Annotated in this window: 23 protein-coding genes; 10 read left to right on the top strand and 13 right to left on the bottom strand. The window is 73.9% G+C overall.

The window, feature by feature from the left end; translation table 11 throughout:
* Positions 1-32: 32 nt before the first annotated feature.
* Both ACZ4VL_RS03540 and ACZ4VL_RS03535 read right to left on the bottom strand, forming a co-directional pair.
* Positions 33-2,177, bottom strand: coding sequence for a putative bifunctional diguanylate cyclase/phosphodiesterase (locus ACZ4VL_RS03540; RefSeq protein WP_468195500.1), 2,145 nt, complete (start codon positions 2,175-2,177; stop codon positions 33-35).
* Between the two features lie 119 nt (positions 2,178-2,296).
* Positions 2,297-3,127: an SAM-dependent methyltransferase gene (locus tag ACZ4VL_RS03535; RefSeq protein ID WP_361086038.1), complete on the bottom strand. Its 831-nt coding sequence runs from the start codon at positions 3,125-3,127 to the stop codon at positions 2,297-2,299.
* A gap of 890 nt (positions 3,128-4,017) precedes the next feature.
* Between ACZ4VL_RS03535 and ACZ4VL_RS03530 the strand changes: the two genes are divergently transcribed.
* From ACZ4VL_RS03530 to ACZ4VL_RS03520, 3 genes are all read left to right on the top strand, one after another.
* Positions 4,018-4,143, top strand: a complete 126-nt coding sequence (locus tag ACZ4VL_RS03530) for a hypothetical protein (protein WP_468195286.1) — start codon at positions 4,018-4,020, stop codon at positions 4,141-4,143.
* Positions 4,144-4,197: 54 nt separating this feature from the next.
* Positions 4,198-4,968 carry a bestrophin-like domain gene (locus tag ACZ4VL_RS03525; RefSeq protein WP_468195283.1) on the top strand — a complete coding sequence of 257 codons (771 nt, stop codon included), beginning with the start codon at positions 4,198-4,200 and terminating at the stop codon, positions 4,966-4,968.
* A gap of 231 nt (positions 4,969-5,199) precedes the next feature.
* Positions 5,200-5,778: a hypothetical protein gene (locus ACZ4VL_RS03520; protein WP_468195281.1), complete on the top strand. Its 579-nt coding sequence runs from the start codon at positions 5,200-5,202 to the stop codon at positions 5,776-5,778.
* A gap of 120 nt (positions 5,779-5,898) precedes the next feature.
* Here the strand turns inward: ACZ4VL_RS03520 and ACZ4VL_RS03515 are convergent, their stop codons facing one another.
* Positions 5,899-6,507: a hypothetical protein gene (locus tag ACZ4VL_RS03515; RefSeq protein ID WP_468195279.1), complete on the bottom strand. Its 609-nt coding sequence runs from the start codon at positions 6,505-6,507 to the stop codon at positions 5,899-5,901.
* 352 nt (positions 6,508-6,859) lie between these two features.
* Here ACZ4VL_RS03515 and ACZ4VL_RS03510 point away from each other — a divergent pair, with 352 nt between their 5' ends.
* A complete protein-coding gene (locus tag ACZ4VL_RS03510) occupies positions 6,860-7,525 on the top strand; it encodes a class F sortase (RefSeq protein ID WP_468195276.1) in 666 nt (221 codons plus the stop codon).
* 54 nt (positions 7,526-7,579) lie between these two features.
* Here the strand turns inward: ACZ4VL_RS03510 and ACZ4VL_RS03505 are convergent, their stop codons facing one another.
* Entirely contained in the window at positions 7,580-8,548 is a 969-nt protein-coding gene (locus ACZ4VL_RS03505) for a polysaccharide deacetylase family protein (RefSeq protein ID WP_468195274.1), read from the bottom strand.
* Positions 8,549-8,618: 70 nt separating this feature from the next.
* Positions 8,619-11,921 (bottom strand): bifunctional lysylphosphatidylglycerol synthetase/lysine--tRNA ligase LysX, encoded by a 3,303-nt coding sequence (lysX, locus tag ACZ4VL_RS03500; RefSeq protein ID WP_468195272.1) that lies wholly within the window; start codon positions 11,919-11,921, stop codon positions 8,619-8,621.
* A 60-nt stretch (positions 11,922-11,981) separates the two neighbouring features.
* Here lysX and ACZ4VL_RS03495 point away from each other — a divergent pair, with 60 nt between their 5' ends.
* Complete coding sequence (locus ACZ4VL_RS03495) at positions 11,982-12,443, top strand: universal stress protein (RefSeq protein ID WP_468195269.1); 462 nt, start codon at positions 11,982-11,984, stop codon at positions 12,441-12,443.
* 54 nt (positions 12,444-12,497) lie between these two features.
* Here ACZ4VL_RS03495 and ACZ4VL_RS03490 read toward each other — a convergent pair whose 3' ends face one another.
* Entirely contained in the window at positions 12,498-13,688 is a 1,191-nt protein-coding gene (locus ACZ4VL_RS03490; protein ID WP_468195267.1) for a CapA family protein, read from the bottom strand.
* Positions 13,689-13,967: 279 nt separating this feature from the next.
* Here ACZ4VL_RS03490 and ACZ4VL_RS03485 point away from each other — a divergent pair, with 279 nt between their 5' ends.
* Together ACZ4VL_RS03485 and ACZ4VL_RS03480 are read left to right on the top strand one after the other, a co-directional pair.
* The gene (locus ACZ4VL_RS03485) at positions 13,968-14,513 is read left to right on the top strand and encodes a sigma-70 family RNA polymerase sigma factor (protein ID WP_404234735.1); all 546 of its coding nucleotides are present in this window, start codon (positions 13,968-13,970) and stop codon (positions 14,511-14,513) included.
* Between the two features lie 270 nt (positions 14,514-14,783).
* The gene (locus tag ACZ4VL_RS03480; RefSeq protein WP_468195498.1) at positions 14,784-15,248 is read left to right on the top strand and encodes a hypothetical protein; all 465 of its coding nucleotides are present in this window, start codon (positions 14,784-14,786) and stop codon (positions 15,246-15,248) included.
* Between the two features lie 67 nt (positions 15,249-15,315).
* Here ACZ4VL_RS03480 and ACZ4VL_RS03475 read toward each other — a convergent pair whose 3' ends face one another.
* Genes ACZ4VL_RS03475 through ACZ4VL_RS03460 form a run of 4 tightly spaced genes read right to left on the bottom strand, consistent with a single transcriptional unit; the run spans position 15,316 to position 20,014 of the window.
* Positions 15,316-15,738, bottom strand: a complete 423-nt coding sequence (locus ACZ4VL_RS03475) for a DUF485 domain-containing protein (RefSeq protein ID WP_468195263.1) — start codon at positions 15,736-15,738, stop codon at positions 15,316-15,318.
* 39 nt (positions 15,739-15,777) lie between these two features.
* Positions 15,778-16,638, bottom strand: a complete 861-nt coding sequence (locus tag ACZ4VL_RS03470; RefSeq protein WP_468195261.1) for an Fpg/Nei family DNA glycosylase — start codon at positions 16,636-16,638, stop codon at positions 15,778-15,780.
* 45 nt (positions 16,639-16,683) lie between these two features.
* A complete protein-coding gene (locus ACZ4VL_RS03465) occupies positions 16,684-18,747 on the bottom strand; it encodes a SpoIIE family protein phosphatase (protein WP_468195258.1) in 2,064 nt (687 codons plus the stop codon).
* Between the two features lie 7 nt (positions 18,748-18,754).
* Complete coding sequence (locus ACZ4VL_RS03460; RefSeq protein ID WP_468195255.1) at positions 18,755-20,014, bottom strand: DUF6777 domain-containing protein; 1,260 nt, start codon at positions 20,012-20,014, stop codon at positions 18,755-18,757.
* Positions 20,015-20,278: 264 nt separating this feature from the next.
* Here ACZ4VL_RS03460 and ACZ4VL_RS03455 point away from each other — a divergent pair, with 264 nt between their 5' ends.
* From ACZ4VL_RS03455 to ACZ4VL_RS03445, 3 genes are read left to right on the top strand one after another with little or no spacing between them, the layout of a single operon-like run.
* Positions 20,279-21,199: a YndJ family protein gene (locus ACZ4VL_RS03455; RefSeq protein WP_468195254.1), complete on the top strand. Its 921-nt coding sequence runs from the start codon at positions 20,279-20,281 to the stop codon at positions 21,197-21,199.
* A complete protein-coding gene (locus ACZ4VL_RS03450) occupies positions 21,196-21,732 on the top strand; it encodes a DUF1990 family protein (protein ID WP_468195251.1) in 537 nt (178 codons plus the stop codon). Before ACZ4VL_RS03455 ends, ACZ4VL_RS03450 begins: the two co-directional genes overlap by 4 nt.
* Positions 21,733-21,760: 28 nt before the next feature.
* Positions 21,761-23,221: a lipase maturation factor family protein gene (locus ACZ4VL_RS03445; protein ID WP_468195250.1), complete on the top strand. Its 1,461-nt coding sequence runs from the start codon at positions 21,761-21,763 to the stop codon at positions 23,219-23,221.
* On the opposite strand, the gene ACZ4VL_RS03440 is transcribed toward ACZ4VL_RS03445, so the two are convergent.
* The 3 genes from ACZ4VL_RS03440 to ACZ4VL_RS03430 form a co-directional block, all read right to left on the bottom strand.
* Entirely contained in the window at positions 23,207-24,196 is a 990-nt protein-coding gene (locus ACZ4VL_RS03440; RefSeq protein ID WP_468195246.1) for an NAD-dependent epimerase/dehydratase family protein, read from the bottom strand. The two genes, ACZ4VL_RS03445 and ACZ4VL_RS03440, sit on opposite strands and share 15 nt — an antisense overlap.
* 137 nt (positions 24,197-24,333) lie before the next feature.
* On the bottom strand, positions 24,334-24,507 hold the full coding sequence (locus tag ACZ4VL_RS03435) for a hypothetical protein (RefSeq protein ID WP_361086190.1): 174 nt from the start codon (positions 24,505-24,507) through the stop codon (positions 24,334-24,336).
* A gap of 307 nt (positions 24,508-24,814) precedes the next feature.
* The gene (locus ACZ4VL_RS03430; RefSeq protein WP_468195244.1) at positions 24,815-26,296 is read right to left on the bottom strand and encodes an SDR family NAD(P)-dependent oxidoreductase; all 1,482 of its coding nucleotides are present in this window, start codon (positions 26,294-26,296) and stop codon (positions 24,815-24,817) included.
* Between the last annotated feature and the right edge of the window lie 143 nt (positions 26,297-26,439).

Raw genomic sequence — 26,439 nt, 5'->3', positions numbered from 1 at the left:
CGCGGGACTGCGCGGCCGGGCCGGGCGCGGGGTCAGGAGGGGGCGGGGACCGCGTCGGAGAGGGAGAGGGCGTGGATGCGGTCGGGGGCGCCGGGGCGGGCGTAGTACCAGCCCTGCGCGGTGTCGCAGCCGAGTGCCCGCAGCTGGGCCGCCTGGGCGCCGGTCTCCACCCCCTCGACGGTGACGGCGAGTTCGAGGCTGTGCGCCAGCGCGACGATGCCTTCCACGATCTTGACGTCGACCGGGTTGGCGGGCTGCTGCTGCATCCCCTTGGTGAAGGAGCGGTCCAGCTTCAGCACGCTGACCGGCAGGCGGCGCAGGTTCGCCAGGTTCGAGTAGCCGGTGCCGAAGTCGTCCAGCGCGATGTCGACGCCGAGCTCGGCGAGCCGGTGCAGCGGTTCCAGGAGCTCGTCGTCGGCGCCGATCAGGGCCGACTCGGTGACCTCCAGGCACAGGGCTCCGGGGGCGAGGCCCGCGCTCTCCAGCACCGCGACGGTGTCCGCGACCAGCCCGGGGTGCTGGAGCTGGGTCGGCGAGAGGTTGACGTTGACGCGCAGCGGCGAGCCGCCGTGCTCGCGCTGCCAGGTGCGGGCCTGGCGGACGGACTCCTCCAGGACCCAGCGGCCGAGCGGCACGATCAGCCCGGTGCGTTCGGCGAGCGGGATGAACCGGTCCGGGCCGAGGACCCCGTACTGCGGGTGCTCCCAGCGCACCAGCGCCTCGGCGCCGCGCACGCTGCCGTCGAGCATGTGGACCAGCGGCTGGTACTCGATGAAGAACTCGCCGCGTTCCAGCGCCGCGGGCAGGGCGTTGGTCAGGCCGTGCCGGGTGATGGCGCGGGCGTCGGCCTCGGCGTCGGCGAACTCGAAGCGGCTGCCGCCGGCCGCCTTCGCCCGGTACATGGTGATGTCGGCGCTGCGCAGCACCTCGGCCGGGGTGCGCTCCCCCGCGGGACCCTCCACGATGCCGATGCTGCCGCGCACCGACAGCTCCCGGCCCTCGATGCGGATCGGCGCCGAGAGGGCGGACAGGATGCGGACGGCGAGCTCGGTCACCTTCTCCTCGGTGTCCGGGCCGGTGGTCAGGGCGACGAACTCGTCGCCGCCGAGCCGGGCGACGACCTCGCTCTGGCCGGTGACGCAGCTCTGCAGCCGGTCGGCGACCTCCACGAGCAGCCGGTCGCCCGCCGAGTGGCCGAGGCTGTCGTTGACCGCCTTGAACCCGTCGAGGTCGAGGTAGCACAGCCCGAAGCGGCTGCCTCCGATCCCGCTCAGGGCCTTCTCCAGCCGCTCGAAGAACAGGGTCCGGTTGGGCAGGCCGGTCAGCGCGTCGTGGGTGGCCTCGTAGCGGAGCCTCAGGTTCAGCAGCCGGCGCTCGGTGGTGTCCTCCATCAGTGCCAGCTGGTACTGCGGGGTGCCGTCGGCGTCGCGCAGCAGCGACACCGTCAGGTTGGTCCACAGGACGGTTCCGTCGTGCCGGTAGTACGGCTTCTCCACGCGGTAGCTCTCGCGTTCGCCGCGCACGAGCTCGCCGTACATCCGCCACACCTGCGGGGCGTCGTCGGGGTGCCCCCACTCGCTGACGTTGCGGCCGTGGACGTGCCCGCCCATGCCGCCGAACATCTGCAGCAGCGCGTCGTTCACCTCCAGGACGTTGCCCTCGAGGTCGGCGATGCCGATGCCGACGGCCGCGCCCTCGAAGACCGCCCTGAAGCGTTCCTCGCTCGCGTGCAGGGCCTGCTGGGCGTCGACGCGGGCGGTCAGCGCCGAGCGCGCGATGGCCTCCTGCTCCTTGAGGGTGCGCTCGCGCAGGGCCCGGGCGAAGCCCGCCGCGATCTGGTGCTGGAGCCGGGCGCACCGGGACCGGTACTCCTCGGCGCCCTCCACGCCGACGCCGTCGGGGCCGCAGTAGAGCACGAGGTACGACTCGACCACGCCGAGCGTGCCGGCCAGCGCCTCCGGGTCGGTGCAGTGCACGGCGACGAGCTCGGCCCCGACCCGCTGGGCGGCGGCCGCGTCGAAGGGCCGGGCGTGCAGGGCCTCGGCGAGCGTGCGGGTGAGCGGCACCAGGTGCTGCTCGAACTCGACGCGGGTCAGCGAGGTCGCCGTGAACGGGAAGATGGCTCGGCCCCAGATGGTGGCGAAGCGCCCGATCCGGTCCTCCAGCCCGCTGCGCAGCGCGGCGGGGCCCGCCGGGGTCGCCGACGGGCCGGCGGGCGGGTCCTGGAGGGGCTCGCCCTGCGCGGGGTGCGCGCTCTTCGGGGTCGGTGTGCCGGGAGGCACCGCGGCCGGGGATCTCACGCCTTGCGTCCCACTCCGGCGAAGCCCGCGAAGGCGTACGGGTCCTCCGGCATCTCGCCGTCCTGGGGGGCGGCGAGGCCTTCGGGCTGCCAGTTCGGCATGGACACGAGCCCGGGGTCGACGAGTTCGAACCCGTCGAAGAAGCGGACCACCTGCTCGCGGGTGCGCATCACGAGGGGGCTGCGGATGTCCCGGTAGACGTCGACCATCCCGCCTGCGACCTCCTCGGACAGCGGCAGGCCTTCATACGAGGCATGCGTGAGGACGAGCAGACTACCGGAGGGCAGGGCGTCGCGGAGTTCGGCGACGGCTGCGTACGGGGCGTCCGCGTCCTCCACGAAGTGCAGCACGGCGACCAGCAGCAGGGCGACCGGACGTTCGAGGTCCAGCAGCCGGGCGACCTCGGAGGAACCCAAGACGTCCTGCGGCTTGCGCAGGTCGGCGGTGACGACCCCGGCGCGGTCGCTGCCGGCGAGCACGGCCCTGCTGTGCGCGACGGCCACGGGGTCGTGGTCCACGTACACGACGCGGGCCTCGGGGCTGGCCTCCTGGGCGACCTCGTGGACGTTGCCGAAGGTGGGGATTCCGGAGCCGATGTCGAGGAACTGGGTGACGCCCTGGTCGACGGCGTAGCGGACGGCGCGACGCATGAAGGCGCGGTTCGCCTGCATGATCTTGGGCAGGCCCGGGGTGAATTCCATGGCGCGGCGGGCGGCCTGCCGGTCGACCTCGAAATTGTGCGAGCCGCCCAGGTAGTAATCGTAGATCCGGGACACGCTCGGCACCGATATGTCGATCCCTGGCGGGGCCCAGGCGGGGCGCTCCATCGCGGTCTCCAAGCCGTAGTCCGTGGCGGTCGTCCGGGGTAGGACACCTGTCCGAGCCGAATGTACTGATCATTGCCCAAGGGAGCGAGCAAAAGCGGAAATTGGTGATCCGTTCTTCATCACACACCAAAGACCCCGACGGCCTCCGCCGCCACGAATGACCGAAACCGACAAGTCTCTTATGCCGAGCGACAAGGTCGCGACCGAGCCGCACCGTTTCATGGCTCAAACCTCTACGGTCCGCGCGCCACCCGTTCGGACGAACCAGAGCCGAGCCCCGCGTGCGCGGGCGCGCCCGAGCCCATGATCCCGGCGTGAACAGAGCCTCTGCCAGGCACCTGATGGTGGCCCCGGTCCTGCTGTGGGCGGCGTTGTCCGCCACCCCGGCCGTGGCCGATAGCTGCGCATACGCGACGATCCGGTCCGGTGACGGCTCGGCGGCCGTCACGGCGGTCGCGGTCGCCGGCAGCGGGGCCGTGGCCGTGGTCCGGGGTGGCGCACATCACGCCGACGGTCCGTCAGACGGCGGCGGGAACGGCCGGGGAAGCGGCCACGACGGCGGCCAGGGAAAGGGCCACGACAAGGGCCGCGGAAAGGGCCACGGACACCACTGCCCGCCGCCGCCTCCCCCGCCCTGCCCGCCGAAGCCCACGCCCGGGCCCACCCCGACGCCGACCCCGAAACCCACGCCGAAGCCCACCCCGCCGCCCAAACCGACACCCCCGCCCGTCCCGAAGCCCCCGCCCCCGCCCCCGCCCGCTCCCCCGGCCCCGCCGAAGCCGCAGCCGAAGCCGGCTCCCGCGAAGCAGTACGCGGCCCCGGTCGCGCCCCCGCCTCCCCCGGCTCCGCCCGCACCGCCACCGCCACCGCCACCGCCCGCGAAGAAGGTCGTGGCCAGGCCGGTCTACCGGGCGCCGGCCCGCAAGCCGGTGGAGCACCACATCTCACCGGTCACCTTCACGCTCATGACCGCGGCCCCGGCGGTGCTCGCGCTGGCCGCACTGCGTCCGCGCTGAGGCCCCGACCCCGTCCCCGGCCCCGTCCACCCGCGCCCCCCCTTGGGAGTCGTCTTGTCGGAATGGCTCGTCCTGACCATCGCGATGGCCGCGGCCTGTGCCGTGGTGCTGGCCATCGTCTTCATCAACCACCGGCGGATCGGCGACGACGACGATCCCAGCGAGACTCCGGACGTCATCGAGTACATGACGATGATGATCGGGGTGATCTACGCCATCGTGCTGGGCCTGGCCATCGCGGGCGTCTGGGAGGGCCGGGGGGCCGCCCAGGAGTACGTGCGCCAGGAGGCCCAGGCCCTGCACGAGATCAGCGCCCGCTCCGAGGTCTACCCGGCCGAGGTGCGCAAGAAGATCCGGGCCGACGTCGACGCGTACGTGTCCCACGTCGTGGACACCGAGTGGAAGCAGATGGCCGAGCAGGGCACCCTCACCGACCGCGGCGCGGAGCTGCTGGAACGTATCCGCCGGGACGTGACCGACTACGAGCCCCAGACCGACCACGAGGGGCAGGCCTACCAGCCGCTGGTGGACCAGGTGGCGCTGGTGGACGACGCCCGCAGCTCCCGGGCCGGGAGCGCGGGGGCGACCATGCCGGGGGTGGTGTGGTTCGGCCTGATCACCGGGGCGCTGGTGACCGTGGGCCTGGTCTTCACCCTGCAGATCCGGCGCTCGTTCAGGGAGTTGCTGCTGGCGGGCCTGTTCAGTGCGCTGATCGCGTTCCTGCTGTTCCTCATCTGGGACTTCGACGCGCCGTTCGGGCGCGGCATCGCGGCCACCGCGGAGCCGTTCCTCGCCCAGTTCCCGCACCTGGACCTGGGCGGCTGACCGGCGGGAGACCCAGGGGGCACCCCCCGGAGGCGACCCCGGGAGGCGGGCAGAGGAGGCAAACCGGGGAGGGGCCCTCCGTCCCCGGTTCGGCCCACCGATGTGCCCCATTCGCCCGTTCCTGATCGCGGGCCACCCCGCCCGCGCCTAGCGTGTCGAGCGTCGAGGTGCATCCCCCTCCCCGTGCGGAAACGGTTCCGCGGCTGCTCCTCGGGATCCGGAGGACCAATCATGGGTGCGATACGTACCTCCGCCACTGCCCTGGTCGGCACCGGCGCCGCGGCCGCCCTGATCGCGTTCGGCGTCCTCGGCCCGCCCGGTGCGGGGGCGGCCGGGGCCCAGCCGATCACCTCGTTCGGCTTCGCCGTCACCCCGGCCACGGTCGCCCCCGGCGGCCAGGTGACGCTCTCCCTCAGCGGTTGCAACGCCGCCCACGCCACCGTCTCCTCCGGTGTCTTCGACACCGTGACCGTCGAACGCGGCAGGACCGCCCGGGTCACGGTGGACCGCGACGCCCGCCGCGGGGCCGTGTACTCGGTGACCTTCACCTGCAACGGCGAGAACGGCTCGACCGACCTCACGATCACCGGCGGCAGCACCCGTCCCACCACGAGTTCCACGTTCGGGGCTCCGGCCGTCGCCGTACCCCCTCCTGCGGCGCGCCCCGCGCGCGGGGTCCGGGGCGGGCTGGGCGGCAGCGTCGCCGGAATGGACCCCTGGGCCGTCGGCGCGGGAGCGGCCCTCTTCCTCGCCGCCGCGGCCGGGACCGGGTACGCGGTCCGGCGCCGCGCGGGCGCGCGCGGACACTGACGCCGTGCGCGTCGCCGGAGCGCCGACCGGCGAGCGCCGACCGCCGGCGGCCCGGGGTCCTGCGGGACCCGGGGCGACCGGCGGTGTCCGGGGCCAGGACCGGGGAGGCCCGGCCGGTCGTCAGGCCCGGCTGCGGACGGGGCGGCGCCGGCGCAGCACGTGGGCACCCGCTCCGAGGGCCGCGGCCCCCACGAGGCTCGACCCGATGGCGGTCTCGGCGGTGGACGGCCCGATGGAGCCTCCGAGACCACCCTGTGCGCCCCGGCCTTCGAGGATCGTGAAGCGGTGCGTGGCGACCAGGCTGTTGTCGTCGCACTTGACCGACAGCGTGTGGTTGCCGGGCGAGGCGTGGTTGAAGATCCGGACGGTGGCGAACCCGATGGACCCGGCCGACAGCCGCTCCTGCTGAAAGTTGTTGGGCGACCAGACGGTGCCGCCGCGCAGGCAGCCGGCCGCGCTGACCTGCATGGTGGAACCCTGGTGCACGGAGTACGGGTTGACCGTCACGTTGCTGGGCCCGTTGCCGCCGCCCCCCGGCGATCCGGCCGCTGGCTGACCGGCCGCGGGCACACCGGCCGCGGGCACACCGGCCGCTGGCTGACCGGCCGCGGGCACACCGGCTCCTGGCGAGCCGGCCGCCGGGGCGTCGTTCGCCGTGGCGAGGGGCGTACTGAGTCCGATGGTGGCGCTGGCCGCAGCGGCCACGGTGAGAGCGCGCAGAACACGCATGGTGGAACCTCCAGCGGAAAGCGCCCCGGAGCGGTCGCCCGGGATGATCGACGAGAACGCCTCCCAAGCACGACCCTCGGGCGGGCCCGCAACCAGCGCATGTCCGGCTTTGGGCCGCACGGTTGAGCGACACGCCGGGCGGTGCGCGCGTCGTCTGACGGATCCGCAGGTCACGACCCGTCAGCTGTTTATGTGATGAATACCTGGATGGGCGCACCCCGTAGGACCCCGCCACCCGTTCGCCGTTCAGCGATCGCCGTCTTGCGGAAACGGCCTTAGCGTGCGGGGGAAAGGGCGTACCGGGGTGGGACGCGAACGCGGGTCGGGACCCCCGCGTCGGGAAGGGATTGCCATGACCGAGGACGAGAGCGAGCAGCCGCGCAGGAGATGGTCGCCTTGGGGCGTGCTCGCACTGGTCATGCTCAGCGGGCTCGCCGTGATGCGCAACGGAGCGGACGTCGGGGACGGTCCGCCGCAGCCGACCGCCGCCGCGGCGGTGTCGGCGCCCGTGGGGCAGCCGCCGGGTGCGTCACCGGGTCCTGCGACCGCGTCGCAGGTGTTGGACCACTCGTCGGTGCAGCGCATCCGGATCCCGGCGATCCGGGTGGACGCGCCGGTGATGACGGTGGGCCTGGACGCGCAGGGCTGGGTCGACGCCCCGCCGCCCGAGGACCCGAACCTCGCGGGCTGGTACCTCAACGGCATCTCGCCGGGCCAGCGCGGGTCCTCGGTGATCGTGGGCCACGTCGACAACGCGGCGGGGCCGGCGGTCTTCTACGGGCTCGGCTCACTGCGCAAGGGCCACCGGATCGAGGTGGACCGCTACGACGGGCGCACGGCGGTGTTCGAGGTGTACGGCGTGGAGGTGTTCTCGAAGGACACCTTCCCCGGATCGCGGGTGTACGGGGACACCGGCCGGCCGGAGCTGCGGGTGATCACCTGTGGCGGCGGCTACTCGAAGGCCCGGGGCTACGAGGGCAACGTCGTCGTCTTCGCCCGTATGGTGGAGGCCCGCTGAGCGCCCTCCCCGGCCTCCCACCACTTCCGCCCGCCCCGCCGGGGAGACGCCTCCTCAGCGGGGCGGCAGCGTGGGCAGCGTCATCCGGTAGCCGCGGGCGATCAGCTGGGGCAGGTAGGTGTCGAGGGCCCGGACGCTCTGCGAGCGGTCGCCGCCGGCGTCGTGGTTGAGCACGATCACGCCGGGGGCGGCGCCCTGCAGGACGTGCGAGACGACCACGGACGTGCCGGGATCCGTCCAGTCCATGCTGTCGACGGTCCAGGCGAGCGGTTCCATGCCCAGTTGGGCGCCGATCTCGAACGCGGCCCGGTTCCAGGCCCCGTAAGGCGCCCGGAACCAGACGGGCGCCTCCCCCACGGTCTTCGCGACGACCTCGCTGGTGGAGGCGATCTCGTCGGCGAGTCCGGGCCGGCTGAGCCGCGGGATCAGGGGATGGGACCAGGTGTGGTTGCCGATGACGTGGCCCTCGTCGGCCATCCGGCGCAGCAGGTCGCGGTTCTCGTCGGCCCTCTCCCCGCAGACGAAGAAGAGGGCGGGGACGCGGTACCGGGCGAGGGTGTCGAGGATGGTCGGGGTGTAGCGGGGGTCGGGGCCGTCGTCGAAGGTGAGCACCATGGCGCTGGCCGTGCTGGCTGCGGGCGGGAGTTCGAGGATGGGCCGGGTGCGTACGACGGGCCTCGCCACCGGAGGGCGCAGCGGCCCCTCGGCGGTCATGGGGCTGAGCCGGTACGCGGTGCGGCCCGGGGTCTGCGGCCGCACGGCGCGGACCCCGCCCGGTCCGGCGGCTCCGCCGGCGCCGGGCTGCCCGAGGGCCGTTCCGGCACCCGAGCCGGCACCCGAGTCGGCTCCCGCGCCGGTGCCCGCAGCGGTGCCCGCCCCCGGCCCGCCTCCGCCCGCGGGGGGCGGGTGGCCGGGCAGTGCGTCCTCTCCGGCGGCGAGGAGTCCTGAGGCGGCGGCGATTCCGAGGAAGACGGCGGTGCGCACGATCACGCGCCGCCCTACTGTCGGCTCGTCATTTTTCATTATTACTACGTACCAACGAGACCGCCGCGGATGCCGGGAGGCGCGGACGCGGCCCCTTCCGCCCACCCGTTCAGCCGCGCCGTACCAGCGGGAACGGCAGGGTCTCGCGGATCGTCAGGCCCGTGAGGAACATGACCAGCCGGTCGACGCCGATGCCCAGACCACCGGTCGGCGGCATCGCGTACTCCAGCGCGTCCAGGAAGTCGTCGTCGAGCTCCATCGCCTCCGGGTCGCCGCCCGCCGCCAGCAGCGACTGGGCGGTGAGCCGGCGCCGCTGCTCGACGGGGTCGGTGAGCTCCGAGTAGGCGGTGCCCAGTTCGGTGCCGAAGGCCACCAGGTCCCAGCGCTCGGCGAGGCGCGGGTCGCCCCGGTGCTGCCGGGTGAGCGGGGAGACGTCGGTCGGGAAGTCCTTGTAGAAGGTGGGCAGCAGGGTCTTCTCCTCCACCAGCCGCTCGTACATCTCCAGCACCACGTCGCCGCGGGTGTCGTCGGGGGCGTGCGGCACCCCTGACCGGTCGCACAGCCGGCGCAGCGCGTGCTCCGGGGTGTCGGCGTCGACCTGTTCGCCGAGTGCCTCGCTGATCGCCCCGTACATCGTCTTGACCGGCCAGGGGCCGGAGATGTCGTGGACGACGAGCTTGCCGTCCGGGCCCGCCTTGTGGGCGACGGGCGTGCCGAACGCGGCCGTCGCGGCGCCCTGGATCAGTTCGCGGGTGAGGTCCAGCATCACGTCGTAGTCGGCGAAGGCCTGGTACGCCTCCAGCATCGTGAACTCGGGGTTGTGCTTGTAGGAGACGCCCTCGTTGCGGAAGGTGCGGCCCATCTCGAAGACCTTCTCCAGGCCCCCGACGCAGAGCCGCTTGAGGTACAGCTCGGGCGCGATGCGCAGGTAGAGGTCGAGGTCGTAGGCGTTGATGTGGGTGCGGAACGGCCGGGCGTTGGCCCCGCCGTGGATCTGCTGGAGCATCGGGGTCTCGACCTCCAGGTAGCCGCGGTCCAGCAGCCCCTGGCGCAGTGCCTGGACGGCCGCCGAGCGGGCCCGTACGACGTCGCGTGCGTCGGGGCTGGCGACCAGGTCGAGGTAGCGGCGCCGGACCCTGGCCTCGGGGTCGGCGAGGCCCTTGCGCTTGTCGGGGAGCGGGCGCAGGCATTTGCCGGTCAGCAGCCAGGAGGAGACCACGAGGGAGGGCTCGCCGGTCCGGCTGGTGCCGGCCTCGCCGGTGACGAGGACGTGGTCGCCGAAGTCGACCCGGGAGGCGAAGGAGTCCAGGACCTCGGGGCCGGTCTCGTCGCGGGTGAGCATCAGCTGGAGGTCCCCGGACCAGTCGCGCAGGACGGCGAAGACGACGCCGCCGAGATCGCGTACGACCATCACCCGGCCGGCGAGGGTGGCCCGCTCACCGGTGCGGGTGCCGGGCGGGTGCCCGGGGTGGGCGGCGCGGAGGGCGGCGACGGTGTGGGTGCGCTGCGGGATGCCGACGGGGTAGGGGTCGACCCCGGCGGCGCGCAGCCGCCCCAGCTTTTCGTGCCGGACGCGCACCTGTTCCGGGAGCCGCTCGACGGGGACGGCCGGCGGCTCCTGCGACACGCCTTCCAGGCCGAGGGCGTCGAGCGGGGGCAGCCCTTCGGTGGTGGCGGGGGCGGTCAGGCCCCTGAGGTGTGCGTTGCCCCAGAGCTTGCGCAGGCTGGGTACGGAGACGAAGCCCTCGGCGATGCCGGAGGCGAGGCTGACCCGGGCGAGCGAGCCGGCGTCCTGGTAGCAGAGGAACCGCGGGTACCACTCGGGGCCGTACTTCACGTTGGAGCGGTACAGGGCCTCCAGCTGCCACCAGCGGGAGAAGAACAGCAGGAGCCTGCGCCACAGCTTCAGCACCGGCCCCGCACCGATCCGGGCGCCCTCCTCGAACGCGGACCGGAAGACGGCGAAGTTGAGGGAGATCCGGCGGACGCCGAGGCCGGGTGCGGCGGCGCACAGCTCGGCGACCATGAACTCCGTGACGCCGTTGGGGGCGGTGCGGTCGCGGCGCATCAGGTCCAGGGAGATGCCGTCCGGGCCCCAGGGGACGAAGGACAGCAGGGCGATCAGCTCGCCCTCCCGGTCGAAGGCCTCGACGAGCAGGCAGTCCCCGTCGGCGGGGTCGCCTAGCCGGTTCAGGGCCATGGAGAAGCCGCGCTCGGTCTCGGTGTCGCGCCAGGTGTCGGCGCGGTCGATGATCCGCTGCATCTCCTCCTCGGCGAGCGCGGAGTGCCGGCGGATCAGGGTGGTGGCGCCGGCCCGCCGGACGCGGCCCACGGCCTGGCGGGTGACGCGCATGTCACGGCCGTCGAGGTCGAAGTGGGCGACGTGGAGGATGGCCTCGTCACCCAGCTGGAGGGCTCCGAGCCCGGAGCGGGCGTACGCGGTGGCGCCCTCCTCGGAGGCGCCCATGACGGCGGGCTGCCAGCCGTAGCGGCGGGCGACGCCCAGCCAGGCGTCGACGGCGGGGCTCCAGGCGGTGGGGTCGCCCACGGGGTCGCCGCTGGCCAGGCAGACGCCCGCCTCGACGCGGTAGGTGACGCAGGCCCGGCCGTTGGGGGCGAAGACGACGGCCTTGTCCCGGCGGGTGGCGAAGTAGCCGAGGGAGTCGCTGCGCCCGTAGGCCCGCAGCAGGGCGCGGATGCGGGGCTCCTCGTCGCCGTGGAGGGCGGCGGTCAGGCGCTGGGAGCGGAAGAGGGCGGCGGCGGCGTTCAGCAGGGCGAGGGCGCCGAACAGGCCGAGGAGGAAGTACAGCGGGCGCGGCGGGTGGCCCTCGAACTGGCGGGCCGAGAACAGGCCGCCGAAGACCTGTTTGGCGGCCCAGTCCAGCCACTGGTCCGGCGGGAGGGTGCCGGGGAAGAGCGCGACCAGGCCCCAGCCGAGGAGGACGGCGGTGAGCAGGCCGAGGCCCAGGACGAGCAGGGCCCGCCAGAAGGCCCCGGGGCGGGAGGCGGCGTAGAACTCCCTGCGGGCGGCGATCAGGAGGACCAGCGCGGCGACGGCGATGACCAGGGAGGGGCCGCCGATCCAGAAGTCCCCTTGGAGCATGATCAGCGCGTCGACGAGGATCAGCAGGGCCAGGTAGGTGACGACGATCCACCAGGCGACCTTCTTGCGGGTGCCGAGCGCGGCGGCGAGCAGGAAGAGGAAGACGGCGTAGGCGAGGTTGGCGCTGACCGGCACCACGAAGGCGTCGAGGAACCAGACGACGTGCCGCAGGAGGTGGCGCAGGGTCGGGGAGAGCGCCAGGACGGCGCAGACCAGCCCGAGGACTCCGAAGAACGCGGCGTACGCGTCGGGCACCCGGCCCAGGAAGCGGTTCCGGGTGTCCCTGGTCCGTTCCAGGGTGGCACTCATGGTTCGCACTGTAGGGAGGGCGGCGGAGGTCCGCGCGCCGAGCCGCCTACCCTCGGAAGGGTGACGGAGCACGGGAACACGGGATTCGAGCGCGGTACCGACGGCCCGAAGGTCATCCTCGCCGGGGTGGACGGGTCCGCGTCCTCGCTGCGCGCCGCAGCCTACGCGGCCGGGCTGGCCCGGCGGCAGAACGCGCTGCTGGCGCTGGTGTACGTCCAGCCGGTCATGGCGGCCGGGGCGTCGCTGGGCGCGCCGGTGGCGGGGACGACCGAGGAGATCGCCGAGGGGCTGGTCGCCGAGATCCGGGAGGCGGCGGAGCGGCTCAGGGGGATCTACGACGTGCGCTGGGAGTTCCACACGTTCCGGGGCGACCCGTACGCGGGGCTGGTGGGCGCGGCGGACGAGCTGAAGGCCGACGCGGTGGTGGTCGGCGCCTCGGAGCAGGCCGGGCACCGGATCGTGGGCTCGGTGGCGGTGCGGCTGGTGAAGGCGGGGCGGTGGCCCGTCACGGTGGTGCCGTGACGGGCCGCGCTCCCGCCGACCGCCCGACGGCGGGTGCCCGGCGGGCGGTGACGGCTACCTGCCCATCGTCAGGCCGCTCTGGGCGGCGCCGCGGGAGAGGACGGCTTCGCTGATCGCCTCCTGGGCGGTGCGGTAGCGGTCGTCGTGGGGGTCCTGGGCGAGCGCTTCGGGCAGGTTGACGACCTTGCCCGCGGCGAGGTCCATCATCTGCGGGACGAACTCGGCCTTGGTGACCTGCCAGCGCTCCCCGGCCGCGGCCGGCGGGGCGAAGGTGAAGCGGCCGATCGAGCCGTAGTTGCCGCGCAGGTCCCGTGCGCCGGAGTGGTTGAACATCTCGCCGGCGATCTGGTCGCCCATGCCGTAGACGATCCAGGTCCCGTTGACCTTCTCGTAGGCCTGCGGGATGTGTGCGTGGGTGCCGAGGATCATGTCGATGTCGGGGCGGCTCCCGGTCCGGGAGGCGGTGAGCGCCTTGCCGAGCGAGAGCTGCCGCTCGTCGGGTTCGGTCCGCCATTCCGTGCCCCAGTGCAGGCTGACGAGGACCACGTCCGCGCCGGCCTTCCGGGCGGCCCGCGCATCGGCGATGATCTTGTCCTGCTCCATGAGGTTGACGGCCCAGGGCTGCCCCTTGGGCAGGGGGTAGCCGTTGGTGTCGTACGTGTACGCGAGGTGCGCGATCTTCGCGGATCCGGCCTGGTACACCCTCGGTGCGGCCGCCTCGGCGGCGGTGCGGGCCGAGCCCGCGTGGCCCAGCCCGACCCGGTCGAAGGCGTCGAGGGTGCGCTTGATGCCCTCCGGGCCGGCGTCGAGCGTGTGGTTCGAGGCCGTGGAGCAGCCGTCGTAGCCGGCGTCGCGCAGGCCGTCGGCGACCTGCGGCGGGGAGACGAAGGCCGGGTAGCCGGTGAAGGGCCCGCCGTCCGGTCCGTAGACGGTCTCCATGTGGCACAGGGCCAGGTCGGCGGCCGAGACCAGGGGTTTGACCCGGGAGAACATCGGGCGGAAGTCGTGGCCGTCGCCGTCCGCGTCGGCGGCGGCCCGTTTGATGATCGAGTCGTGCGGCAGGACGTCGCCGCTCGCGACGAGGGTGAAGCCGCGCGCGGTACCCGCGCCGCCGGACGGGGGTGGGTCGTGCGGTTTGCCGAGGCGGGCGGGCGGTGGCTCCCCTCCGGCCGAGCAGCCGGCGGCGGCACCTGCGAGCAGGGCCGCCGTCAGGAATGCGAGGGCCCGCCGGGTCTGTGTGGTCATGTGGACCATCTCCCATTAGTACGACTATCTGATCATCTTTTATGTCATGGAGAGAGATGCCGCCCGTCCAGGAACGGCTCCCTCCGCTCCCGCCCTGCGGGGCCGGGTGCGTCCCGGCGGCCGTTCGCCGCGCCGTTCGACCGTTCGTCGCCGGTCGCGCCCGCTGACCGGTCGGCCCGGACGCTTGGGCGCAACGCGCCGGCGTGACCGTTCCCGAGGCGCTCCCCGCAGGTGAGGGTGGGTGCGTCAGGACCCGACGGCCCCAGGAAGGAGCCACCCGTGCCGCTTCCCCCCACCCTCGCGCGCACCGACCCCGAGGCACTGGCCGAACTCCAGCGCGACCACGGGCGGGCCCTGTTCGGTTTCCTGCTCGGGCTCACCGGCGGCGACCCCCAGCGCGCCGAGGACCTCGTCCAGGAGACCCTCGTACGGGCCTGGCAGCACCCCGAGGTCCTGGCGAGCGGCCACGACTCCATGCGGCCCTGGCTGTTCACGGTCGCGCGGCGGCTCGCGATCGACGCCCGCCGGGCACGCCTGTCGCGGCCGCAGGAGGTCGACGCGGAGTCCCTGGAACAGGCGCCGGCGGCCGAGGACGCCGTCGCCGGCTCGGTCATCGCCATCGACGTCCGGCGGGCGGTGGGCTCCCTCGGGCCCGAGCACCGCGCCGTGTTGATGCAGGTCTACTTCCAGGACCGCTCGGTGGCCGAGGCCGCCGCGGAGCTCGGCATCCCGGCCGGCACCGTCAAGTCCCGCACCCACTACGCCCTGCGCGCCCTGCGCAAGGGGCTCCAGGGATACGGCTACGGGTACGGCCTCGGCGCCTGAGCGCAGCGGGGTGGCGTAGCGGGACTCCCAGGAGGAATCCCGTGGAATCCCGGAGGAATCACGCGCAGAACGATCCCAATGGACCGGGATCGGACAGAAAGCGCATGGAAATCGGCCGCAGACCGTTCAAGTTGAGTAAACACGCCCCGTCGTGCAAGCCGGTCGAGGAAGGCTCGACGCTGACGGAGGCAAGCTCGACACGCGGGAGAAGGTGGAACGGTGCAGCCCGAGGGTACGAACGGCACCAGTGACGGCGGGCTCGCGGTGCCCATGGCATGGCTCTACGCCGAGTACATCGCCGACGAACTGCTGCGCACGGGACGGCTGATCCCGGTCAGTACCCTGGAGTTCCGTGCCGGGCGCGACACGCTCGCCCTGACCATCTACCTCTCCGACGCGGCCGGCGAGCTCTCCGGGATCCGGGTCGTCTCGCAGCTCGACGAGTGGCTCTCGCTGACCGCGTACGGGCACCCCTGGCGCGACTGGGTGCACACCCGGTTCCTCGCCCTCGGCGAGGAGGCCCGGGACGGCGGGCGCGACGAGGACCCGGACCTGGAACTGGCCCGGGCGGCCTGGCGCTGGCTCGACAGCACGGAACTGTTCGCCACCAACCTCGACCCCGGCCGGTCCGGCCCCGCCGACGGCCCGCAGGCCCTGGACGAGAACGCCCGGGTCTGGACGCCCGCCTGGCAACTCGGCCTCCCACTGGGCCACTTGGCGATGCACCTCTTCTGAGGCCCGGCACCGCTCCCGCACCGCCGGAGCCGGCCCGACCGCGTACCGGCGGGCCGCCGGAGCGGCCCTACTGCCGCCGCGGCGGTACCGGGGCCTCGGCCGGGTCCGCCACCAGGCCGGTGAAGTCGGCCTCGTTGCGCTCGGCCCGGCCGACGTACCAGCGGGCGATCAGCCACAGCACCGGGTAGACGGCCAGGCCGAGCACCGCCCACACCAGCGGCCCCGGCGCGGGTCGGGCGAGGGCGAACAGCACGGGCAGCGTCCCGACCAGCAGGGCGAGGGCGGCCAGCGCCCCCAGCCCGGCCCGCAGCTGACTGCGCATCAGGGCCCGTACGTACGTGGCTCCCAGGGTGGTCTGCTCGGAGATCTCCGAGCGGGCCGGGGTGTGCGCGGGAGGCCGTCGGCGGGCGCCGCGCGGGACGCCCGTGACGGTCTCCCTCCGGGGCGGCGGCAGCGGCCGCTCCCGCGGGGACGGCTGCTCCTGCGACATGCTGCGGGAGTCTACGCAGCCGGCGGGGACCGGGGGAGGTCATTTGAGCAGACGCGAGAGCCTGCGGTCGGCGAGCGGCTTGCCGCCGGTCTGGCAGGTGGGGCAGTACTGGAGCGAGGAGTCCGCGAAGGACACCGAGCGGATGGTGTCCCCGCACACCGGGCAGGGCTCCCCGTCCCTCCCGTGCACCCGCAGCCCGCTCTTCTTCTCCGCCTTGAGGCCTCCGGCGGCCACGCCGTGGGCGCGTTCCACGGCCTCGCGCAGGGTGCCCCGGACGGCCTCGTACAGCCGGGTGACCTGCTCCTCGTCGAAGGCCGAGGCCAGCTTGTAGGGGGAGACCCGCGCGGCGTGCAGGATCTCGTCGCTGTAGGCGTTGCCGATGCCCGCGATCACGCTCTGGTCGCGCAGGACTCCCTTGATCTGCCGCCGCTCCCCCACCAGCACCGCGGCGAACGCGTCCCGGTCGAAGTCGTCGGCGAGGGGGTCCGGGCCCAGGCGGGCGATGCCGGGCACCTCCTGCGGGTCGCGGACGACGTGGACGGCGAGGCGCTTCTGGGTGCCCGCCTCCGTGAGGTCGAAGCCGCTGCCGTCCTCCAGGACCACGCGCAGTGCGAGGGGCCCCTTCCCGGGGCGCGGCGGGCGTTCGGGCACGGTGTCGTGCCAGCGGAGCCAGCCGGCCCGGGCCAGGTGGGTGACCAGGTGCAGGTCGCCGATCCGAAGGGCGAGGAACTTGCCGTACCGGGCGGTGGGGCCGGCCGCCCGCCCTTCGAGGGCGCTCGGCGGCGGGTCGTACGTCTTGAGCACGCTGACGGCGAGCGGGAGGACGCGGGCGACCACCCGCCCGGTGAGGTGCTCGTCGAGGAACTCCCTGAGGGCCTCGACCTCCGGCAGCTCGGGCATGCCCCCAGCCTGACGCGACCTGCGGCGGACGGCGAGCGGACGGGGTCACTCCATCAGGAACTCGCACCACACGCACTTGCCGCTGCCGCGCGATTCCACGCCCCAGGCGTCGGCGAGGCGGTCCACCAGCATCAGTCCGCGGCCCGAGACGCCCGAGTCTCCGGCCTCGCGGCGGCGCGGCAGGGCGCTGGAGCGGTCCTCCACCTCCACCCGGAGCCGGCGTTCCGGGGCGGTCAGGACGCGCAGGGTGACGATGGCCGGGCCGTCGGTGTGCATGAGGGCGTTGACGATCAGCTCGTCGGCGATGAGTTCGATCTCGTCGGCCCGCTCCCCCGCGCCCCAGGCCCGTACCGCGGCCCCGATCATGTGGCGGGCGGCCACCAGGGCCTCGGGGTCCCCCGGGGCCACGTGCTGCTGGAGCCGGCCCCCGCCCTGCGCGGTCTCCTCCACCCGGCGGCGCAGCAGGAGCAGCGCCATGTCGTCGTCGCCGCCCCGCTCGTCGATGGCCTCGCACAGCCGGTCGGCGAGCTCCTGGAGGTCCGAGGGCCCGCTGCGGACCAGGTCGCCGAGCAGCCGGACGCCGTCGTCGAGGTCCGCTCCGGGGTGCTCGACCAGACCGTCCGTGCACAGCAGGAGGGTTTCCCCGGGGTCGAGCTCCACGGTGGTGACCGGGTACTCCAGCCGGCCGAACTCCGCCGAGAGGCCCAGCGGCATCCCGCCCTCGGCCGACAGCGGCCGGCAGTCCCCGTCCCGGGTGCGCAGCAGGGGGTCGATGTGCCCGGCCCGTACGACCTGCAGGACGCCGGTCGCGAGGTCGGCCTCGACGTAGGTGCAGGTCGCGAAGCGGTCGGTGTCCAGCTCGTGCAGGAACACCGAGGCGCGGGCGATGACCGTGCCGGGCGAGTGCCCCTCGGCGGCGTAGGCGCGCAGCACGATGCGCAGCTGGCCCATCACGGCGGCGGCGTGGGTGTCGTGGCCCTGGACGTCGCCGATGACCGCGCCGACCCTGCCGCCGGGCAGCGGGATGACGTCGTACCAGTCACCGCCGATGTCCTGGCCCATCCGGGCGGACCGGTAGCGGACCGCGATCTCGCCGCCGTCGACGGCGGGGATGCGGCGCGGCAGCATGGCCTGCTGGAGCCCCTCCGCGAGGTCGTGCTCCTGTTCGAGCAGCATGGCGCGCTGCAGGCTCTGGGCGATGCTGCTGCCGAGGGCGACGAGGAGGTTCCGCTCGTCCTGGGTGAAGCCGGCCTTGTCCTGGTAGAGCAGGCCGATCGCGCCGATCGGGCGGGCCTGGGCGACCAGCGGCAGGTAGGCGGCCGCCGAGATGTCCATGTAGGAGATCTTCTGCCAGAGCCCCGGATAGTCCTCGGCGAACTCGTGCGGGGAGTCCAGGAAGCGCGGCTGGAGCGAGCGGACGACCTCGCTCATCGGGTAGTTCTCGTCGATGCGGGTGTAGCGGGTGCCGGGCACGAAGCTGCCCTCGGGGCCTTCGGCCACCAGGTGGATCCGCCCGGCCTCGACCAGGCCCATCACCATGCCCATGGAGCCGAGCCGCTCCAGACCGTGCGCGTCGCCGATGACGTCGATGACGTCCCGCACGGTCCGGGCGTGGGCGAGGGCGGCGGTGGTGCTCTCCACGACGGAGGTCTGCCGGCGCCGCTCCTCGTCCAGGCCGAGGCGTTCGGCGGAGTGGGTGAGCTCCTCGGTGGCGTCGCGGACGATGCCGATGATCCGGTACGGGCGGCCGTCGCCGTCGCGCATGACGCGGCCCTGGGTGTGGGTCCAGCGCAGCCGTCCGTCCCGGCACCGGATGCGGAAGTAGGCGCCGTAGCTGTCGTCGCCGGCCTTCAGGGTGCTGGAGACGAGGGCGTCGAGCCGGACGGACTCGGCCTGTGGAACCCGCGCGGCGAGCGAGTCGGGCCGTCCGTCGTACTCCTCGGGCAGGGTGTCGAACACGTCGAGGGCGGCCTCGTCCATGTGCATGACGCCGGCGACGAGGTCCCAGTCGAAACTGCCCATGCGGTTGAGCGAGAGCGACCGGTCCGGGTGTGCGGGCCAGTCGTCCGGCAGCGATACGGTGGTCGGCACCGGTCCACCATGACACACGGGCGGGTCAGGCGCTCTCCAGATCCGGGGCGGTGGCCGGCGGAAGCGCTTGGTCCGGGACGGGGAACGCACCGTCCTCGTACGTGTTCCCCTGCGCGGGCTCCTCGTACACGTCGTAACGGTCGAAGGCGTCGAACGGGTCCGAGGGCTGGGCGGGGTCGGCCGGGACGGCCGGATCGGCCTGGAGCGGAGGGTCAGCCGGAACCGCGGGGTCCACCGGGACGGCGGGGTCGGCCGGGACCGCGGGATCGGCCGGAAGCGGAGGGTCCGCCGGCACGGCGGGATCGACCGGCCAGGGCAGCGAGAGGTCGGGGTCCTGCGGCCCCTGCGGATCCGCCGGCACGCCGCCGGGGGGCAGCGCCGGCGGAACGGCGGGGGCGCCGCCCGGCTGGCTCGGCTGCGGGTCCGGGCGCGGTGGCGCGGCGGGGGCGTTGGGCACGCCCGGCGCCGACGGCCGGCCCGTGCCGTCGGGCGGGGCGGCCGGCCCGGTGGGCTGCGCGGGGGGCGGTGAGCCGGTCGGGATGCCGTCGGCCGGGTTGTGGGCGGGCTGCACCGCGGGGATGCGGTCCTGGGCTCCGTCGTCTCCGGTGCGGCGTTCGATCCAGGTGTTGTCGGCCGCGTTGGCGATGAGCAGGCTGCCGAGCAGGTGGGGCGTCGGCTCGATGACGATGACCTGGTTGGGCCGGTAGCCGTTCCACTGCTCGCCCTGCAGCGCCGGATCGCCCTTGGGGGTGCGCGGCGCGAGCAGCGGGTTGCCGCAGCCGCAGCGGACCCGGGGCATGCCGGCGCCGTCGACGAGGACGGCGGTCCCCGCCTGGAGGACGGACTGGTAGGCGTAGGCGCCGCCGTCGCGGAAGCCGTGGTTGGTGACCCGGGTGTCGGCGCGGAGCACCACCGGGGTCAGGCCGCGCACGTACTCGGCGACCTTGGCCTCCTCGACGGCGGAGATGGCCGCGAAGGCGCGGACCTTGGCCTCGTCGGTGGTCAGGGCGCGCAGCTGCTGCTCGACGTCGCAGCTGCCGAGCCGCCGGGTGCCTCCGTACAGGCCGGGGGTGCCGCCGCTGACGGTGCGGACGCCCTGCCCGGTGGGGTTGGGCAGCGGGGGCTGGACGGGGGCGGACTCGCCGACGGCGCTGGAGGGGGTGAAGGGGTCGGGGCCCGCGGTGGCGACGGGCTGGAGGTGGAGGTTCTGGCTCTCCGGGCCGGGCGCGCTCGCGGGCTCCTCCTGTCCGCCGCAGGCCGCGGCGGACAGGAGGAGCAGGGTCAAGAGGGCTGCGCGGGCCGGTGTGTGACGACGCAGCGTCTGACGCGGTGTCGGAACGTGCACGTGATTCTCCCTGTTCGCCCCGGTTGCTCCCTCCTGTCTGCCGTATCCGCGCAGGGCCCGCAACCCGAGCGTCGGCCACGGCGGGGGCATCCGCGGGCCACCGTCGACCCAGAATCTTGAACATGTTCAAGAAACCCCGTAAGGTCACGACCGCGGATTGAACGCGTTCAAAGCGCTCGACCGCGGTGGGGAGGGGAGTCCACGGTGACGGTACTGGTGAACGCGATCGTCACCCTGGGCATGCTCGGCATCGTCCCCGCCGGTCTGCTGCTCATCGACCCGATCGGGCTGCGCAGGACGGCCCGGACCTGGCCGCTCGCCGCCGCCCCCGGGGCCCTGTGCCTCTGGCTGCCGCGCGGCGCCCCCGCCGTGGCGCTCGCCGCCGTGTACGCCGTGGCCGCGCTGGCGCTCGCCGCCCGGGTCCCGACCCGGCTGCTGCGGGCGAGGGCCCGGGCCCTCGCCCGCACTCCGTCCGGGGGGCCCCGCCCGCGCGGCGGGGCCGCCGCCGAGGCCGCGGTGCTCACCGCCCTGGCCTCGCCCGCGGTCGCCGCGACCGCCCTCGTCGCCGAGCGCGCCGGGTACCGGCTGTTCGGCTTCGACCTGGACGTCCTGGCCCTGACCGTGCCGCACTTCCACTACGCCGGCTTCACCGCCGCCCTGGTCGCCGGGCTGGTGTGCCGGGCCGCCGCGGCCGGGCGCACCGGAGGAGGGGCGGACCGGGCGCGCCCGACCCGCTGGGCGCGCTGGGCGGCGTACAGCGTGCCCGGCGGAACCCTGCTGGTCCTCCTCGGGTACTTCGTGAACGACTGGGCGGAACTGGCGGGCGCGGTGGTGCTGACCGCCGGGATGTGGCTGGTGGCGCTCGTGACCTGGCAGGAGATCCGGCCGGCCGGCCCGGACCGGCGCACCCGGGGGCTGCTGGCCGTCTCGGCGACCGTCCTCGGGGCCACCATGGTGCTCGCCCTGTGGTGGGCGCTCGGCGAGGCCACCGGGATCCCGCACCCCACCCTGACCTGGATGGCCGCGACCCACGGCCTCGGCAACGCACTCGGCTTCGCCCTGTGCTCGGTACTGGCCTGGCGCCGGCTCACCGCCGGCCCACGACCGGAGGAGACCACCCCGTGACCCGGATCACCAGCGCGGGCCGACCCGCGCTCAGCTACCCCGAACGCGGCGCGACGGCCGAGGGCCGGCCGCTGCCCGCCGGCTACCACCACCTGCACCACCGGACCCGGATCGGCCGGGGCCGGGCCGCCTTCGAGGCCGCCGGGGCCGCCGTCACCACCCTCGGCCTCCACCGGGCCTCGGGCATGCGGGTCCGCTGCGACGACGCCGCGGTCCGGCCCGGGAGCCGCGTGAGCATCGGGATGGGCTGGGGGCCGCTGCGCATCGACGTCCCGTGCGAGGTGATCTGGACGGAGTACGGGCCCGCACGCACCGGATTCGCCTACGGCACCCTGTCCGGCCATCCGGAGCAGGGTGAGGAGTCCTTCCTGGTCCGCCGGGACCCCGACGGGACGGTCTGGTTCGAGGTGACCGCCTTCAGCCGTCCCGCCCGCTGGTACACCCGCCTGGCGGGCCCGCTGGTCCCCCTCCTCCAGCGGTGCTACGCCCGCTGGCTGGGCCGGACGCTGCGCCGGCTGGCCACGGCGGCCTGATCGACCCGACGGCCGGATACTGGAGTCGATGGACTGGTTCACGGCGCCCGGCTACTGGCTGGCCCGGCTGGTCTTCCAGCGGGCCCTGGCCGGCGTCTACCTCTTCGCCTTCCTCGGGGCCGCCCTGCAGTTCCGGGCCCTGATCGGCGCGCACGGCATGCTGCCCGTGCCGCGGTACGTGCGGCACGTGCCCTTCCGGCGCGCCCCGAGCCTGTTCCACCTGTACTACTCCGACCGGTTCTTCGCCGGCTGCGCCTGGGCGGGGACGGCGGTCGCCGCGGCGCTCGCGGCGGGTGCCGGGGACCTGGTCCCGCTGGGCGCGGCGATGGCGATGTGGGCCGTGCTGTGGCTGCTGTACCTGTCGATCGTGAACGTGGGGCAGACCTGGTACGCCTTCGGCTGGGAGTCGCTGCTGCTGGAGGTGGGGTTCCTCGCGGTCTTCCTCGGCAATGCGCGGGTGGGGCCGCCCGTGCTGGTGCTGTGGCTGCTGCGGTGGGTGGTCTTCCGGGTGGAGTTCGGCGCCGGGCTGATCAAGATGCGGGGGGACGCCTGCTGGCGCGAGCTCACCTGCCTGTACTTCCACCACGAGACCCAGCCGATGCCGGGGCCGCTGAGCTGGTTCTTCCACCGTCTGCCGGGGCCGCTGCACCGGGTGGAGTGCGCCGCGAACCACGTCACCCAACTGTTCGTGCCGGTGCTGCTGTTCACTCCGCAGCCGGTGGCCTCGTACGCGGCGGGGGCCGTCATCGCCACGCAGCTGTGGCTGGTGCTGTCGGGCAACTTCGCCTGGCTGAACTGGCTGACGATCACGCTGGCCGTCTCGGCGGTCGACTTCACCGGGCTCGCGGGGCCCCCGCCGGCCGCGGCCTCGGCCGGGGCGCCGCTGTGGTTCGCCGTGCCGGTGTGCGCGGTGACGGTGCTGGTGCTGTGGCTGAGCCGGCGCCCGGTGGCCAACATGATCTCGCGCCGCCAGGTGATGAACCGCTCGTTCGACGCCCTCCACCTGGTCAACACCTACGGGGCGTTCGGCACCGTGGGCCGGATCCGCGACGAGGTGGTGGTCGAGGGCACGGCGGACCGGGTCCCGCGGGAGGACGGCGACTGGCGGGAGTACGAGTTCAAGGGCAAGCCGGGCGGCCTGCGGCGGGTGCCGCGCCAGTTCGCCCCGTACCACCTGCGCCTGGACTGGCTGATGTGGTTCGCGGCGCTCTCCCCCGGCTACGCGCACCCCTGGTTCGGGCAGTTCGTCGAGCGGCTGCTGGCGGGCGACCGGGACACGCTGCGACTGATCCGCGGCAACCCGTTCCCGGACGCGCCGCCGCGCTACGTCCGGGCCCGGCTGTACCGCTACCGGTTCACCACCTGGCGGGAGCTGCGCGAGACGGGGGCGTGGTGGCACCGCCGGCCGGTGCGGGAGTACCTGCCGCCGACCCGGCTCGCGGTGGATTCCCGGGCCGGCGGTGCCGGGGGCGGGTCACAGGCCGAGTAGGGCGGCCTCCCGCTCGGGGTCGACGCCCTTGGCGGGGCGGTCCGGGCGGTGCGGGGGCGGCCCGTCGAGCGACTGCAGCCACGCCCAGGTGTCGGCGACGGTCTCCTCGACCGGGCGGCACGTCAGCCCGGCCGCCAGCGCCTTCGAGACGTCACCGCCGGCCATGTAGTCGTACAGCTCGCCCGGCGGCAGCCACATGGGCAGTTCCGTCCAGGGCTCGATGCCCGCTTCCGCGATGGCCTCCGGAGCCGTCCAGCGGAGCTCGGCGCGGCCGCCGGTGACGGCCGCGCACGCCTCCAGGAGGCTGCCCGTGGTGGCGTGCCCGAGCGGGGAGACCGCGTTGTACGGGCCTGCGAGCCCGGCCCGGGCCGCGTCCAGCATCCAGGTCGCGAGGTCGCGCACGTCGATGTACTGGAGGGCGAGGTCGCGCGGGCCGGGGGCGAGGGTGGGGCCGCCGCGGGCGGTGCGGTTCAGCCACCACGGGAGGCGGCCGACGTTCTCGTACGGGCCCACGATCAGGCCGGCGCGCACCAGCAGGGCGCGGTCGCCGAAGGCGGCGGTGGCGGCGAGCTCGCCGCCGGCCTTGTCCTCGGCGTACGCGGTGGCGTCCGCGTCGGGCGAGCCCTCGACCAGGGGGCCGTCCTCGGCCATGCCGATCGGGGCGGGGTAGGCGTACACGGAGCGACTGGAGACGTACGTGTAGTGCCCGGCGCGGTCGGCGAGCAGGCGGGCGGCGTCGCGGACGGCGGTGGGGGCGCCGGACCAGGTGTCGACGACGAGGTCCCACTCCCCCGCCGCGGCGAGGGCGTCCAGTCCGCCGGGGGCGGTGCGGTCGCCGTGCACGGCGCGCACACCGGGCGGCGGGGCGTGGTGGCCCCGGTGGAAGACGGTGACGTCCCAACCCCGGTCGAGGGCGTCGTCGGTGAGGGCGCGGCCGACGAATTCGGTGCCGCCCAGCATCAGCAGTTTCGTCATGCGTCCCAGCCTGCCCGGGGAGGCCGGGCCGGAGAAGCGTTGATCGCCGTCAGCGATGACGCTCACGGCGTACGCGGAACGGGAACTCCGCGGACCCGCCGGGCCCCGGGGACGGGGGGCCCGCCGACGCGGGTCGGTCAGTCGATACCGGGCAGGATGTGGGACTCCGCCAGGTCCTCCTCGTACCCGGCGAGCCGGATCGGGGCGGAACGCGCCCAGACTTCCAGGCTGCCGAGCTCGTCGGAGTGGGGGCGGACGCGCCAGCCCGTGCGCTCCAGCAATTCGTCGGACTTCGCCTTCGTGTCTGTCACCGCGCGCTCCTCGTGTCGCTCGAACCGGCGGCCTCTGCACGCCGGGCAATGTGGGGATAAAGGGTTTCCAGACGCGGTGGCGTCATGGTGGAGCTGACCTGGTGGGGCCGTTCTGCTGCCCATCAGATTACACATTTGAGCGCGGTGGCGCTCTAAGGATTGGTCAAATCCACCCCGACGGCCCGAATTTCCGATGTGTTCAGGAGGTGGTTCCGTGCCGTTGTCCGGACGTACACCACAAAAACGGACACGCTCCGGCCCCTCGGAGGAGGGACCGGAGCGTGTCCGGAACGGTGCGGGTGCGGGCCTACCAGTTGGCCGGGGAGTAGTCCTTGAGGAAGACGCCGTACAGGTCCTCGCCGGCCTCGCCGCGCACGACGGGGTCGTAGACCCGGGCCGCGCCGTCGACCAGGTCGAGGGGGGCGTGGAAGCCCTCCTCGGCCAGGCGCAGCTTGTCGAAGTGCGGGCGCTCGTCGGTGATCCAGCCGGTGTCGACCGAGGTCATGAGGATCCGGTCGGCCTCGAACATCTCCTGGCCGCTGGTCCGCGTCACCATGTTCATGGCGGCCTTGGCGGCATTGGTGTTCGGGTGCCCCGCGCCCTTGTAGCCGCGGCTGAACACGCCTTCCATCGCCGAGACGTTGACGACGTACGCACGCCCGCTGGCCGCCTTGCGGGCCGCCTCGGCCATGGCCGGCCGCAGCGCGCTGATCAGGATGAACGGCGAGGTGTAGTTGCACAGCTGGGTTTCGAGCAGCTCCACCGGGGAGATCTGGTCGATGGTCTGCACCCAGGTGTTGGTCTCGACGACGTCGGGCAGCAGGCCGCCCGCGTCGATGGCCGTGCCGTCGAGGTGCCGTTCGAGGCTGGCGTTGCCCGCGACCAGGGCGAGGTCGGCGACCTTCTGCGCTTCGATCCCGCTCACGCCGACGGGCAGCGCCGCCAGGCCGTCGACCGCGCCGGAGTTGAAGGCGCCGATCACGTGGTGGGCGGGGAGCTCGCCGGCCGGCAGCGGGGCGCCCTCGCCCTCGACCAGCGCGGCGTAGGCGGTGGGCAGGCGGCGCACGGTCTGCGTCGCGTTGTTGATCAGGATGTCCAGCGGGCCGGCCTCGGTCACCTGCTCGGCGAGCGCGACCGCCTGGGCGGGGTCGCGCAGGTCGATGCCGACGACCTCCAGTCGGTGCATCCAGTCCGCCGAGTCCTCCATCGCCTTGAAGCGGCGGATGGCGTCCTTCGGGAAGCGGGTGGTGATCGTGGTGTGGGCACCGTCGCGCAGCAGCCGCAGCGCGATGTACATGCCGATCTTGGCCCGGCCGCCGGTGAGCAGCGCGCGCTTGCCGGAGAGGTCGGCGCTCGCCTCGCGCTTGGTGCGGTTCACGGTGGCGCAGTCCGGGCAGAGCTGGTGGTAGAAGTAGTCGACCTCGACGTACCGCGTCTTGCAGACGTAGCAGGAGCGCGGGCGCTGGAGTATCCCGGCGATCCGGCCGGCCTCGGTGACCGAGGAGGGCAGGATGCCCTCGGTCTCGTCGTCGATGCGCTGCGCGGAGCCCGTGGCGGTGGCCTCGGTGACGGCCTTGTCGTTGGCGGTCTTGGCGGCGCGGCGCTCCTGGCGGCGGCGCTGCTTGACCGTGCGGTAGATGCCCGCGGTGGCGCGGCGCACGGTGATCGCGTCGGGGTGGTCGACCTCGATCCGGTCGAGCTCCTCCAACACGCTGAGACAGACGGCCATGCGCTCGGGGTCGATGCCCGGCCCGTATTCCTGGTTCTCTTCGGTCTCGGTCACCGTCATGGCCGCTGCCGTTCCTTGATCACTCGTCCGCGTCCGCCTGCTGCGGAAGTCCCCAAAACGGCAACTGTACGGATCCGGCACGCCCGGAACCAAACCCGTCGGCCGCACCTTCACGGACCGCGAGGAGCCCGTCACGCAGGGCG

This window comes from Streptomyces sp. NPDC029014, from assembly GCF_055564695.1.
The sequence above is the reverse complement of the archived record's forward strand: the minus strand, read 5'-3'. Positions and strand labels throughout refer to the sequence as shown.